General features: G+C 55.7%; 14 protein-coding genes. 12 read left to right on the forward strand and 2 right to left on the reverse strand.

Annotation, left to right across the window (positions count from 1 at the left end; all coding sequences use genetic code 11):
• Window positions 1-11: 11 nt before the first annotated feature.
• The 5 genes from mltG (at window position 12) to ptsG (ending at window position 5,191) form a co-directional block, all read left to right on the forward strand.
• Window positions 12-1,034, forward strand: coding sequence for an endolytic transglycosylase MltG (mltG, locus tag J2X14_RS01755; RefSeq protein WP_352409498.1), 1,023 nt, complete (start codon window positions 12-14; stop codon window positions 1,032-1,034).
• Window positions 1,024-1,656, forward strand: coding sequence for a dTMP kinase (tmk, locus tag J2X14_RS01760; RefSeq protein ID WP_352409499.1), 633 nt, complete (start codon window positions 1,024-1,026; stop codon window positions 1,654-1,656). Before mltG ends, tmk begins: the two co-directional genes overlap by 11 nt.
• A complete protein-coding gene (gene holB, locus J2X14_RS01765; RefSeq protein WP_352409500.1) occupies window positions 1,656-2,654 on the forward strand; it encodes a DNA polymerase III subunit delta' in 999 nt (332 codons plus the stop codon). Before tmk ends, holB begins: the two co-directional genes overlap by 1 nt.
• Before the next feature lie 14 nt (window positions 2,655-2,668).
• Window positions 2,669-3,469: a metal-dependent hydrolase gene (locus J2X14_RS01770; RefSeq protein ID WP_352409501.1), complete on the forward strand. Its 801-nt coding sequence runs from the start codon at window positions 2,669-2,671 to the stop codon at window positions 3,467-3,469.
• 288 nt (window positions 3,470-3,757) lie between these two features.
• Window positions 3,758-5,191: a PTS glucose transporter subunit IIBC gene (gene ptsG / locus J2X14_RS01775; RefSeq protein ID WP_352409502.1), complete on the forward strand. Its 1,434-nt coding sequence runs from the start codon at window positions 3,758-3,760 to the stop codon at window positions 5,189-5,191.
• 54 nt (window positions 5,192-5,245) lie between these two features.
• On the opposite strand, the gene bglB is transcribed toward ptsG, so the two are convergent.
• Together bglB and J2X14_RS01785 are read right to left on the reverse strand one after the other, a co-directional pair.
• Entirely contained in the window at window positions 5,246-6,385 is a 1,140-nt protein-coding gene (gene bglB, locus J2X14_RS01780) for a beta-galactosidase BglB (protein WP_352410112.1), read from the reverse strand.
• Between the two features lie 10 nt (window positions 6,386-6,395).
• Window positions 6,396-7,988 (reverse strand): MFS transporter, encoded by a 1,593-nt coding sequence (locus J2X14_RS01785; RefSeq protein WP_352409503.1) that lies wholly within the window; start codon window positions 7,986-7,988, stop codon window positions 6,396-6,398.
• A 361-nt stretch (window positions 7,989-8,349) separates the two neighbouring features.
• Here J2X14_RS01785 and hinT point away from each other — a divergent pair, with 361 nt between their 5' ends.
• From hinT to J2X14_RS01820, 7 genes are all read left to right on the forward strand, one after another.
• On the forward strand, window positions 8,350-8,700 hold the full coding sequence (gene hinT, locus J2X14_RS01790; protein ID WP_352409504.1) for a purine nucleoside phosphoramidase: 351 nt from the start codon (window positions 8,350-8,352) through the stop codon (window positions 8,698-8,700).
• 20 nt (window positions 8,701-8,720) lie between these two features.
• Window positions 8,721-9,089, forward strand: coding sequence for a YcfL family putative periplasmic lipoprotein (locus J2X14_RS01795; RefSeq protein ID WP_352409505.1), 369 nt, complete (start codon window positions 8,721-8,723; stop codon window positions 9,087-9,089).
• A gap of 41 nt (window positions 9,090-9,130) precedes the next feature.
• The gene (gene lpoB, locus J2X14_RS01800) at window positions 9,131-9,700 is read left to right on the forward strand and encodes a penicillin-binding protein activator LpoB (RefSeq protein WP_352410113.1); all 570 of its coding nucleotides are present in this window, start codon (window positions 9,131-9,133) and stop codon (window positions 9,698-9,700) included.
• Entirely contained in the window at window positions 9,681-10,511 is an 831-nt protein-coding gene (thiK, locus tag J2X14_RS01805; protein WP_352409506.1) for a thiamine kinase, read from the forward strand. Before lpoB ends, thiK begins: the two co-directional genes overlap by 20 nt.
• A gap of 78 nt (window positions 10,512-10,589) precedes the next feature.
• Window positions 10,590-11,606 (forward strand): beta-N-acetylhexosaminidase, encoded by a 1,017-nt coding sequence (gene nagZ, locus J2X14_RS01810; protein ID WP_352410114.1) that lies wholly within the window; start codon window positions 10,590-10,592, stop codon window positions 11,604-11,606.
• Window positions 11,607-11,644: 38 nt separating this feature from the next.
• The gene (gene ycfP / locus J2X14_RS01815; protein ID WP_352410115.1) at window positions 11,645-12,187 is read left to right on the forward strand and encodes an alpha/beta hydrolase YcfP; all 543 of its coding nucleotides are present in this window, start codon (window positions 11,645-11,647) and stop codon (window positions 12,185-12,187) included.
• Between the two features lie 220 nt (window positions 12,188-12,407).
• Complete coding sequence (locus J2X14_RS01820) at window positions 12,408-13,712, forward strand: NAD(P)/FAD-dependent oxidoreductase (RefSeq protein ID WP_352410116.1); 1,305 nt, start codon at window positions 12,408-12,410, stop codon at window positions 13,710-13,712.
• The last annotated feature ends 47 nt before the right edge of the window (window positions 13,713-13,759 follow it).

Below are 13,759 nucleotides of genomic sequence, written 5' to 3' on the forward strand. Positions count from 1 at the left end.
ATGGATTGATCATGACTCGAAAAATAAAGATTTTAGCCGCCGTAGCGCTGCTGTTAGCGGCTGCCGCCGCTATAGGTTACTGGCAGGTGCGTCAGTTTGCCGCTTCGCCATTAACCCTTAACCAGGAAAAAATCTTCACTCTACCGGCCGGTACCGGGCGTCTTGCGCTGGAAGCGCAGCTGGAAAGTCAGCATATCATTAAACCGACGCCGTGGTTTGGCGTGCTGCTGAAGCTGGAACCGGAACTGGCAGAGTTCAAAGCGGGAACCTATCGGCTGGAAGCGGGCATGAATGTGCGTCAACTGCTGACGCTGCTGGCCAGCGGCAAAGAGGCGCAGTTCCCGGTACGCTTTACCGAAGGCACCCGGCTGCAGGATGTGCTGCAGGCGTTACGCAGCTCGCCGTGGATCAAGCATACGTTGAAAGACGATCGGCCGGAGACAGTGGCGGCGGCGCTGGGGCTGAAAGCGGATGAAAATCTTGAGGGCTGGCTCTGGCCGGATACCTGGCTTTATACCGCCAATACCAGCGATGTGGCGCTGTTACAGCGCGCGCACCAGCGGATGAAAACGGAAGTGGCGAACATCTGGGAGAACCGCATGGCGGATTTGCCCTATAAAACGCCCAATGATTTAGTGACCATGGCCTCTATCATTGAAAAAGAGACGGCGGTCGGCACCGAGCGTACCAAAGTCGCCTCGGTATTTATCAACCGTCTGCGGATTGGCATGCGTTTGCAAACCGATCCCACGGTGATTTACGGCATGGGTGAGAAATATAACGGCACGCTGACGCGTAAAGACCTGGAAACGCCGACGGTTTATAACACTTACACCATTAACGGGCTGCCACCGGGACCGATTGCGTTGCCGGGTAAAGCCTCGCTTGAAGCTGCGGCGCATCCGGTGAAAAGCAACTATCTCTATTTTGTCGCCGACGGCAAGGGCGGACATACCTTTACCACCAACCTGGCCAGCCACAATCGGGCCGTGCAGGCCTGGCGCATGACCATGAAGGAAAAAAATGCACGCTAAGTTTATTGTGATCGAAGGGCTGGAAGGCGCCGGGAAAACCACCGCGCGCGACTGCATTGTCGAACAGCTGCGCGAGCAGGGCATTAGCGATATTGTCTTTACCCGCGAGCCAGGCGGAACGCCGTTGGCGGAGAAGCTGCGCGATCTTATCAAGCAGGGTCTGGAAGGGGAAAAGATAACGGATAAAGCTGAACTGCTGATGCTGTATGCCGCGCGCGTGCAACTGGTGGAAACGGTGATTAAACCGGCGCTGGCGCGTGGCGCGTGGGTGGTAGGCGACCGCCACGACCTCTCTTCGCAGGCTTATCAGGGCGGCGGGCGCGGTATCGACCAGCGGTTAATGCAGACGCTACGCGATGCGGTGCTGGGCGATTTTCGTCCCCACCTGACGCTTTATCTGGATGTCACGCCGGAGATCGGCCTGAAGCGCGCTCGCGCGCGCGGCGAGTTGGATCGCATTGAACAGGAATCGCTGAATTTCTTTATGCGTACCCGTGAACGCTATCAGGCGCTGGCAGCCAGCGATGCATCTATTAAGACTATTGATGCCAGCCAACCACTGGAGCAGGTGACGTTGTCACTTAAAGCGGTGCTGCAAGCCTGGCTGGCGGAGCAGAAATAATGAACTGGTATCCGTGGCTCAATCCTGTTTATCGCCAGCTGATTAGCCAGCATCAGGCGGGCCGGGCGCATCATGCCGTGCTGGTGCAGGCTTTACCGGGCATGGGCGACGCCGCGTTAATCTGGGCGGTAAGCCGCTGGTTGTTATGTCAGCGGCGCGATGGACTAAAAAGCTGCGGTCACTGTCATGGTTGCCAGTTGATGATGGCGGGCACGCATCCTGACTGGCATCGACTGGCGGCGGAGAAAGGCAAAAGCGCGCTGGGGATCGATGCGGTGCGCGATGTTAACGAAATCCTGTTTCATCATGCCCAGCAGGGCGGCGCCAAAGTGGTGTGGCTGCCGAACGCGGAGCAGCTAACGGAAGCGGCGGCTAACGCACTGTTAAAAACGCTGGAAGAACCACCGCAGAACAGCTGGTTTTTCCTGGGTAGCGCAGAGCCCTCAAGGCTGCTGCCTACGTTACGCAGCCGCTGCCTGCGGCTTCATCTGGCCCCGCCTGACGAGGCGCAGAGCCTTAGCTGGCTGCAAAAGCAGAACGCGGGATCGCATGAGGCGATGTTAACTGCGCTGCGCCTGAGTAGCGGCGCGCCTGCCGCCGCGCTGACGCTGCTGGAGAAGCAACACTGGGAACAGCGCCAGGCATTGTGCTCCACGCTCTCCGGCGCGCTGGCGGGCGATGTGCTGACGCTGTTGCCGCAGCTTAATCACGATAATGTTGCTGAAAGGATTGGCTGGCTGGTCTCGCTGTTAACAGATGCGCTGAAGTGGCAGCACAGCGGCGATCGGTTTCTCGCCAATGTCGATCAGCCCGCGCTGATTACGCAGCTGGCGCAACGTTTACCGGCTGCCGCGCTGGATAAAAGCCTGCGGCAATGGCTGCTTTGCCGGGAGCGCCTGATGCACATTGTTGCGGTCAACCGCGAATTATTGCTTACCGAACAGTTATTAAACTGGGAAACCTTACTCAGCCCTGCGGCGACAACGCGGGCTGATTAACCAAGAGAATTGTTATGTTTTTAGTTGATTCCCATTGCCATCTTGATGGCCTGAATTATGAGACGCTGCATAAAGATGTGGACGATGTGCTGGCGAAGGCCGCCGCGCGTGACGTTAAATTTATGCTGGCGGTGGCGACCACGCTGCCCGGTTTCAAAGCCATGGCGCAGCTGTTGGGCGACCGCCCTAATGTGGCCTGGTCCTGTGGCGTCCATCCGCTGAATCAGGAAGAAGAGTGGGATTTCGCTGAACTGGCGCAGCTGGCCGCCGATCCCCGCGTTATTGCCATGGGTGAAACCGGACTGGATTACTATTACCAGCGGGAAACCATGGCGCGTCAGCAGGCCTCTTTCCGCGAACATATCCGCGTAGGCCGTCAGCTTAACAAGCCGGTGATTGTGCATACGCGCGATGCGCGTGAAGATACGCTGGCGATTCTGCGCGAAGAACGGGCAGAGGAGTGCAGCGGCGTGCTGCACTGTTTTACCGAAGATCGGGATACCGCAGCCAAACTGCTGGATATGGGCTTTTATATCTCTTTTTCCGGCATCGTAACCTTCCGTAATGCAGAAGCGTTACGCGAGGCAGCGCGCTATGTTCCGCTGGATCGCATGCTGGTAGAAACGGATTCCCCTTATCTGGCGCCAGTACCGCATCGCGGCAAAGAAAACCAACCGGCGTTTACCCGCGATGTAGCAGAGTATATGGCCGTGCTTAAAGGCGTCGACCTGGAAACGCTGGCGCAGGCCACAACGCAGAACTTTTCTAACCTTTTCCACGTCCCTCTGTCACGGTTAACCGACACGCCCGCTTAACTTTTTTCAAGGCTCGTAATTAATCGACTAACAGCGTAAAGTGCAGCGCCAAAAACGCTGCACTTGTGGTTTTTTCTGTACAAAAGATGGCGAAACAATAAAAAATATCCTAAAGGTTAGCCGCCTGATAGGCGAAACGTGACAGGTATCAAACAAAACAGACCAGATTTATTTTACTCTTCGTAATAAATCCAGAGAGCCTTAACAAGCTCCAATGGCAGAAGATCCTCCCTCTTTTGCCGCGCGTACCACGCGATTAAAAGCACTCATACTCAGGAGTTCCACAATATGTTTAAGAACGCATTTGCAAACCTGCAAAAGGTCGGTAAATCGCTCATGCTACCGGTATCGGTTCTGCCGATCGCCGGTATTTTATTGGGTGTCGGCTCGGCAAACTTTTCATGGTTGCCAGCCGTAGTTTCACATGTGATGGCGGAAGCGGGCGGGTCAGTGTTTGCCAACATGCCGCTGATATTTGCTATCGGTGTGGCGTTAGGCTTTACCAATAACGACGGCGTTTCGGCGCTGGCTGCCGTCGTCGCTTACGGCATCATGGTGAAAACCATGGCGGTTGTCGCGCCGCTGGTGCTGCATTTACCCGCCGAACAGATCGCTGCACAGCATCTGGCAGATACCGGTGTGTTGGGCGGCATCATTGCCGGTTCCATCGCGGCCTATATGTTTAACCGCTTCTACCGCATCAAGCTGCCTGAGTATCTGGGCTTCTTTGCCGGTAAACGTTTCGTACCGATTATTTCCGGTATGGCGGCGATTATTCTGGGCGTTATCCTTTCCTTTATCTGGCCGCCGATCGGCACCGCGATTCAGGACTTCTCCCAGTGGGCAGCGTATCAGAACCCGGTGGTCGCTTTTGGCCTGTACGGCTTAATTGAGCGCTCGCTGGTGCCGTTCGGCCTGCACCATATCTGGAACGTTCCTTTCCAGATGCAGATCGGTGAGTTTACCAACGCAGCAGGACAAGTATTCCACGGCGATATTCCGCGTTATATGGCGGGTGACCCGACCGCAGGCAAACTTTCCGGCGGCTTCCTGTTTAAAATGTATGGTCTGCCAGCGGCGGCGATCGCTATCTGGCACTCAGCGAAACCAGAAAACCGTGCAAAAGTGGGCGGCATCATGATCTCCGCCGCGCTGACCTCGTTCCTGACCGGTATTACCGAACCGATCGAGTTCTCGTTCATGTTCGTTGCGCCGATTCTGTACGCTATCCACGCCATCCTGGCAGGTCTGGCCTTCCCGATCTGTATCCTGCTTGGCATGCGTGACGGTACCAGCTTCTCACACGGTCTGATCGACTTTATCGTGCTGAGCGGCAACAGCAGCAAAATCTGGCTGTTCCCGATTATCGGTATCATTTACGGTCTGGTTTACTACTCCATCTTCCGCGTACTGATCGCGAAGCTGAACCTGAAAACGCCGGGCCGTGAAGAGACCACGACTGAGCAGTCAACCGGTACAGCAAACGAAATGGCGGCCAATCTGGTTACCGCGTTTGGTGGGAAAGAGAACATTACCAACCTGGATGCCTGTATTACTCGTCTGCGCGTGAGCGTGGCCGACGTATCCAAAGTGGATCAGGCTGGCCTGAAAAAACTGGGCGCTGCCGGTGTGGTCGTGGCAGGCTCTGGTGTTCAGGCGATTTTCGGCACCAAGTCCGATAACCTGAAAACCGAAATGGACGACTATATTCGCAACAGTTAATCACTGATGCACACAGCAAAGGCGAGCTTCGGCTCGCCTTTTTACGTTATATGATTAAAGATAAACGCGCAGATATTCCGTCAGACAGAGCAGCGCCATCGCCTGGCCATAAGGCATGGAGGTCAACGGGATCTGGCGATAATAGTCGAGGTCGCTGCCCATCGCGGTGCCGAAAGAGACCTGCGTCAATTCGCCGTCGCTATTGATATGCTGCATCACGCCTTTCACTGCCTGTTCGGCCATCGGCAGATACTCACGTGACAGATAACGCTTACGTACCGCTTTTAATATGCCGTAGGCGAAACCGGCGGTAGCGGAGGCTTCCAGATAGCTGTCGCGATCGTCCAGCAGCGTATGCCACAGTCCGCTTTCATGCTGCCATTGACGCAGCGCCGCGACCTGACTTTCCAGCACCTGTTGCAGGAAGCGGCGCGTGGCGTGTTGCTCCGGCCATGCCATCAGCTCAATAAATTCCGGGATCACAATGGTTAGCCAGCTGTTGCCGCGCGCCCAGCGTGCTTTAGCAAAATTATGACGTCCATCGAAGTTCCAGCCGTGAAACCACAGGCCGGTCTCGCGATCCATCAGATACTGCACATGCAGTAAAAACTGGTAGCTCGCTTCCTCAACATATTCCGGACGGTTAAGCAGCTTGCCGATTTTCGCCAGCGGCACTACGCTCATCATCAGCGTGTCGTCCCACAGCTGCTGGTGGTTCTCATTGTTATACACAATATGCTGCAGGCCGCCCTGTTCGGTGCGCGGCATTTCATACATCACCCATTCAGCCCAACGCTCCAGCACCGGCAACAGCGCAGGATTCCGCGTCTCTTCATAACGGTAAGCCAGGGTTAACAGCGGGCAAACGGTATTCACGTTTTTAGTCGGCGTGCCTTCCGCCAGCCGCTGCTGAAACCAGTCATCAATAATCGCCAGCGTTTTGGCATCGCCCGTTTGCTGATAGTAGTGATACATGCCATACAGCCCGATGCCGTGCGTCCACTCCCAGCCCGCCCAGCCTTTGGTATCAATCACCCGACCATCATCCAGACGTAGCAGAAATTCACCGCTTTCGTCGGTAATCGCCACCAGATTGTTGGTGAGTTTTTCAATCAGCGTCACCAGTTCGGAACGTGGCAGCAGAAATTCAGGCTGACGCAGTAAAGCGCTATGTTTTACAGGAAATACCGTCATCATTCAGATCCTATCGTTTTAACGTATGTGGCTGCACCGCGCCCAGGGCCTGAGCAGGCCGCAGCGTCGGCGCCGGGGATTTATGGCGGTTAAGGAAGCCGATATTGTTGTTGCCCCACAGGTTTTCATAAGGCAATCCGGCCAGCGTTTCTACCGTTGCCCGGGCGTCAGGCGTGAGGCTTTCCGGCACCGGACGTCCCGCCTGGCGCATTTTTTGCGTCTCTTCACGCAGCACCGAATGCGTTTGCAGGTTCAGGCGGAAGCGCAGGGAGATAAAGAAGCCGATCGCCAGCACGCATAGCGTACCTACGCTCAGAATCAACAGAATGGTGTGCTGCACGCTGTCGCTCTGATTCGCCTGCCCGGAAACAAAGCCGGAAAGCTGTAGCACAATGCCCACCAGCATTACCGCGCCCGCCTGCGACGCTTTACGCGTCAGGGTCATAATACCGGCGAAAATCCCTTCACGGCGCTGGCCGGTAATGACCTCATCCACATCTGCGATATAGGTATAGATATTCCACGGCACATAGTTAATGCCGCCACGACCCAGCCCCGCCAGCGCAGAGATCAGTACCAGCAGCGCCATATTGTCGTTCATGCCGGTGTACCAGAGCCCGGCGTAGGAGAGGGCGCTAACACCAAACAGCGTGACCACCAGGCGATAGGAGGGCGCAGGCCCGAGGCGAATACAGAGCGGGATCATGCCCATGACGGCGATAAACTGCAGAATAGCCATGGTGCCCATCAGGTTAGAGGCGATCTGCGCGCTCTGCATCAGCACAAACACCACATACCAGGTAAAAACGGCGTTGAACACATCCTGCGCAATATAGCCGCCAAGGTACATCCCCAGATGCTGCCGGAAAATACGTACGCGGAAGGTGGACGCCAGCTCGACATAGAGGCGCTTCAGGCTCTGCGCCAGCGTCAGCTGCTGTTTTTCCGCCTCAGCGCGCCGTGACTCCTCAGAAAAATCTTCCGGGGCGCGTTCCCAGGTAAAGAACCACACCAGCGTCAGAACGATGGCGCAAATCACCGAAAAAACCAGGCTGGCATAAAAGAAGGAGACCGCGTTGTCTTTACCGAAGTGATTAATCAGCACGCCCGGCAGGAAGGCGGCCAGGATGGCGGAAAGCTGCGCCAGCGCAATACGCGCGCCGGAAAACTTGGTTTTCTTTTTGAAATCGTCCGTCATTTCCGGCACCAGCGTTTCGTAGGGCACCAGAATCATGGTGTAGACAATATCAAACAGCAGGTAGGTCAGCAGGTAATAGAGATAGCTCATATCGCCGACCCACATCAGGCTATAGCTGAAGACGCAGGGGATGCCGAGCAGAATAAAGAACTTACGGCGGCCAAAGCGTTTACCAAGCCGGGTAGAGCCAAAATTATCGGTAAGAAAGCCCATCAGCGGGCTAACCACCGCATCCAGCACACGCGCCATGGCAAAGATAAACGTCGCTTCGATCGGCGTCAGGCCGCAGAACGTGGTATAGAAATAGAGCAGCCAGGCTGCCGTCAGGGCGGTAGTGCCGGCCCCCAGGAAGTCGCCCGATCCATAAGCCAGGTAGTGCCGTAAACCTATTTTACGCGCTGGCATTGTTAATCTCCTCGTCATAACCAGTGAAAACGCACGGACTCCGACAGCTCAGACGGATTACCTCGAAGGTAGAATGGCGGAAGAGGGCAAACCTTCGCGGTTTTGCTAAGGAAACGGGCAGAGTGGCAAAAAAACAAAGGAAAACCTGCCCGGCATCTAATTTATAAAACGGCGTTTTATTTTTGGAAGGGTAAGCGCACCGGAATGCGAAAAGCCGCACAAAAAATCGTCCGGCATCGCAGGGGTGTACAAAAAAGTGGCACTACGGCAGGGGAAATAAAAGAAAAACGGCAGGAAGGTTGAAAGAAAACGAAATTCTCGCTCATACTCCATGCTTACTTCTCTGCTAAGGATATGCATCATGGCTGAAGAAACCATTTTCAGTAAAATTATTCGTCGTGAAATTCCCGCTGATATCGTCTATCAGGACGAACTGGTTACGGCGTTCCGCGACATCTCGCCAAAAGCGCCCACTCACGTGTTGATCGTGCCGAATATTTTGATCCCGACCGCTAACGATGTCAGCGAAGCACACGAGCAGGCGATGGGACGGATGTTTACCGTTGCGGCGAAGATTGCCAAACAAGAGGGCATTGCTGAGGAGGGTTACCGGCTGATCGTGAACTGCAATCGCCACGGCGGGCAGGAAGTTTATCATATCCATATGCACCTGGTCGGTGGTAGCCCGCTCGGGCCGATGCTAAGCCATTAATTAACGAGCGGAACGCCATCATGCGCGCCTTATTAACCAGCCTGTCGCTGATTCTGACGCTGACCGCCTGTAGCAGCGATAAAACGGGAATAAATACTTCCCAGTCGCTGATCATGGAGTCGTCGGTGCTCTCTGCGGGGATTTTGCCCAGCAAGCCCACGCTTTCTGAACAGGCCGGACAGCAGCGAGCGGTAAGCTCGCTGGAAAATCAGCAAAACAAACCGGTAACCGTACATTACCGTTTCTACTGGTATGACGATAAAGGCCTTGAAATTCAGCCTTTTGAAACGCCGCGCACGTTGGTGGTTCCGGCAAATCAGCGGGTGGAAATCAGTTCGCAGATAGGCAATCTGATGGCCAGTAAAGTTCGTCTCTATCTTTATTTGTAAGGGGAAATACCGTGTTCAGGCGTTTAAAACTCTCCGGCGTTATGCTGCTGGCATTTGTTCTGGCGGGCTGTATCAATAATCAACAGCAACAACCCGCACCGGTAGAGCCGGTTCAGCCATCGCCGCCGGTTGTGGTGCAGCCGCCGCCGATTACCAGCCCGCAGCCGGGCGAAACGGTGCCGCAGCCGCCAAAGCTGAAATCCATTAACTGGGATGCCAGCGTACAGCCGCTGGTCGCGCAGATGTTACAGGCAGAGGGCGTGACCCCCGGCAGCGTGCTGCTGGTGGATCGCATAAAAAACAGCACCAACGGCAGCCTGCAAACCGCCAAGGCAACCAGCGCGCTGCAAAACGCGTTGGCGAGCAACAACACCTTTACCCTGGTGACGCCGCAGCAGCTGACGCAGGCCAAACAAACGCTGGGGCTGTCGCCCGAAGACAGCCTGAACTCGCGCAGTAAAGCGATCGGTCTGGCGCGTTACGTTGGCGCGCAGTATGTGCTTTACAGCAATGCGCAGGGCGATGTGAAACAACCTGAGCTGCAAATGCAATTAATGCTGGTGCAAACCGGAGAAATTATCTGGTCAGGCAATGGCAGCGTCGAGCATTGATAACGCCCTCCAGGCGCTGATTGACAGACACTTACCGGCAGCCTTGTCTGCCGGTTCTTTTTATCCACTTAACGGCCTGACCGGGCTCTCCGGAAAAGTGGTGTGCGGCCAGCAGTCATGGCTGGCGCGGCGTATCCCACCGCAGCCGATCCCCTTTATCTCCCGGCGACGGGAATGGCGGCTGTTACGGCATCTGGCGCTCAGCGGGCTGGCGCCGCATGCGCTGGCGATAAATCAACGCTGGCTGCTGTTGCAGTGGCTACCCGGCGAAACGCTGTCGCAGACGGCGTTCCTGGCGCGTCAGCCAGAATTGATTGCGCTGTTAACCCAACTGCATCATCAGCCGCTTAGCGGCTATCGGCTTCGGCTGTTGCCGCTGTTGCACCATTACTGGCAACAGTGTCGTCAACGCAATCCGCGCTGGCTGCGACGGCTGCATCAGCTGGCCCGCCAGGGGGAACCGACGCCGCTGCGGCTGGGCGTGCTGCATATGGATGTGCATCCCGGCAACCTGCTGGCGCATCCCGAGGGTTTGCGGCTGATTGACTGGGAGTATGCCGCCGACGGCGATATCGCGCTGGAGCTGGCGGCCATCATCGGCGGCAATGAGCTGAATGCTGCGCAACGTACGGCGTTGCTGGCTGATTATGCCGAGACTAACCGGCTGGATCTGCGCGCGCTGCAACGTCAGGTTCGGCGCTGGCAGCCCTGGCTGCAACTGCTGATGGCAAGCTGGTATCAGCTGCGCTGGGAGCAGAGCGGCGATCCGGCGCTGCATCAGCTGGCTATCACCGCCTGGCGACAAATTTAGCGCGCGTTTTCCGCATTCCGGCTATGATGTGCGCCAGTTTTTACAGGAGGATACATCATGTCGATACCCGGTCCGGTAATGTTGGATGTGGCAAGCTATGAGCTGGACGCCGAGGAGCGCGAAATTCTGGCGCACCCGCTGGTGGGCGGTCTGATCTTATTTGCGCGTAACTATCACGATCCCGCTCAGCTGAGCGAACTGGTACGTCAGATTCGGGCCGCATCTCATGCGCGGCTGGTGGTGGCGGTGGATCAGGAAGGCGGGCGGGTACAGCGCTTCCGCGACGGCTTTACTACATTGCCAGCGATGCAATCTTTTGCTGCGTTGAACAGTCCCGAACAGGCCGACAGGCTGGCGCAGGAAGCAGGCTGGCTGATGGCCGCAGAGATGATGGCCATGGATATCGATATCAGTTTCGCGCCGGTGCTGGATATTGGTCATATCAGCGCGGCCATTGGCGATCGCGCTTTCCATCAGGATCCCGCTATTGCGCTGCGGGTGGCGCGCCGCTTTATCGCTGGTATGCATGAAGCAGGAATGAAAACCACCGGCAAACATTTCCCTGGTCATGGCGCCGTCAGCGCCGACTCCCATAAAGAGACGCCGCACGACGATCGCGACGGCGCGGTTATCCGTCAGCACGATATGGCGATCTTCCAGCAGCTGATCGATGAACAAGCGCTGGACGCGATTATGCCAGCCCACGTTATCTATACCCAGCTGGATCCACGTCCGGCCAGCGGCTCCTCTTACTGGCTGAAACAGGTGCTGCGCGCCGAACTGGGCTTTAACGGCATTATTTTTTCTGATGACCTGTCAATGGAAGGCGCAGCGGTGATGGGCAGCTATGCGGAGCGAGCGCGTGCCTCGCTGGAAGCAGGTTGCGATATGATCCTGGTGTGTAACGATCGTAAAGGCGCCGTTAGCGTGCTGGATAACCTGCCGCCGATCAAAGCAGAGCAGGTTAGCCGCCTGTATCATCGTGGAACATTTAACCGCCAGCAACTGCTTGATTCTGCGCGCTGGCAGCATGCCAGTCAGCAGCTGAGCGCATTACAGGCGCGCTGGCTGGCCCATAAGGCGTCGGGTAACTAACGGGAAACCCGGCAGGCTAAGCAACGGTGAGGATAGTGATGATTATTTATCTGCACGGTTTCGATTCCACAAGTCCGGGTAACCATGAAAAAGTGTTGCAGCTGCAGTTTATCGATCCAGATGTGCGTCTGCTCAGTTACAGCACGCGCCATCCAAAACATGATATGCAGCATTTGTTAAAAGAGACTGACAAAATGCTGCTGCTGAACGTCGATGAACGGCCGCTGATTTGCGGCGTTGGTCTGGGGGCTTTCTGGGCCGAGCGCATCGGTTTTTTATGTGATATTCGTCAGGTCATCGTCAATCCCAACCTGTGGCCGCAGGAGAATATGACGGGCAAAATCGATCGGCCGGAAGAGTACCTTGATATCGCCACCAAGTGCGTCAGTAATTTCCGCGAGAAAAACCGCGACCGTAGCCTGACGCTGCTGTCGCGCCACGACGGCATTCTTGATAGCCAACGTACGGCAGAAGCGTTGCAGCCCTGGTATGAAATTATCTGGGATGAAGAGCAGCCGCACAAATTTCCCAGCCTTTCTCGCCACTTACAGCGCATCAAAGCGTTTAAAACCCTCGGTTAAGACCGGCCCGGCGGGTGGATTGCCTGGCAATCGCCCGTTTTTTTATGGGCAATAATCTGACTTATTGCAGCAAAATTGATCTGCATCAAATTTGGTATGACCAACTTACCCCGCCATGTTATTCTGATTTCAGCTCGCGATTTAACGTCGCAACCCTATGTTAACTAAGGTTTTTATTAACCTTTGATTAACTTTTGGTTTACATTTTGAGGGGGTCATGTTGACTACACCGTTAAGAAAGATTGTTATCGTTGGAGGGGGAGCCGGTGGGCTGGAACTGGCAACGCAGCTTGGACACAAGCTGGGGCGTCGCCAGAAAGCAGAAATAACGCTGGTTGATCGTAACCACAGCCATTTATGGAAACCGCTGCTGCATGAAGTCGCCACCGGATCGCTGGATGAAGGCATTGACGCGCTAAGCTACCTTGCTCATGCGCGTAACCATCATTTCCAATTCCAGCTGGGTTCGTTAACCGATATCGATCGGGAAAACAAGCGCCTACAGCTGGCAGAAATTCGTGATGCGCAGGGCGAAGTGCTGGTTCCCGCGCGCGAAGTGCCTTACGACACGCTGGTCATGGCGCTGGGCAGTACCTCGAATGATTTCGGCACGCCGGGCGTGAAAGATCACTGTATCTTCCTCGATAATCCGCATCAGGCGCAGCGTTTCCACAACGAAATGCTGAATCTGTTCCTGAAATATTCCGCCAATGCTGATGAGCAGGGCAAAATCAATATCGCCATTGTCGGCGGCGGCGCAACGGGCGTTGAGCTTTCCGCCGAGCTGCATAACGCGGTAAAACAGCTGCACAGCTACGGCTATAAAGGGCTGGATAATCAGGTGCTGAACGTCACGCTGGTGGAAGCGGGCGAACGCATTCTGCCTGCGCTACCGGCACGTATTTCCGCTGCGGCGCATCAGGAGCTGACCAAACTGGGCGTGCAGGTGCTGACGCAAACCATGGTCACCAGCGCGGATAAAAACGGTCTGCACACCAAAAGCGGCGACTTTATTGAAGCGGATCTGATGGTCTGGGCGGCAGGCATCAAAGCGCCAGATTTTATGAAAGATATCGGCGGTCTGGAAACCAACCGTATCAATCAGCTGGTGGTGAAAGATACGCTGCAAACCACGCGGGATGAGGATATTTACGCCATTGGCGACTGCGCCTCTTGCGCGCTGCCGTCAGGCGGATTTGTGCCACCGCGTGCGCAGTCGGCTCACCAGATGGCCTCAAAGGCGCTGGAAAACATCCTGGCGCAAATGCGTAAGCAGTCGCTGAAGCCGTACGTTTATAAAGATCACGGCTCGCTGGTTTCGCTTTCGCGTTTCAGCACTGTCGGCAGCCTGATGGGTAACCTGATGCGCGGTTCGATGATGGTGGAAGGGCGCATTGCGCGCTTCGTCTATATTTCGCTTTATCGCATGCACCAGATTGCGCTGCATGGCTACTTCAAAACCGGCCTGATGATGCTGGTAGGCAGCATTAACCGGGTGATCCGTCCGCGTCTGAAACTGCACTAGGTTCGCGCAGTAAGGCAGCCCATTCCGTGGGCTGCTTTCTTTCTGAT

The sequence above is a fragment of the Mixta sp. BE291 genome, from assembly GCF_031457955.1.
In the GTDB taxonomy this organism is placed as follows: domain Bacteria; phylum Pseudomonadota; class Gammaproteobacteria; order Enterobacterales; family Enterobacteriaceae; genus Mixta.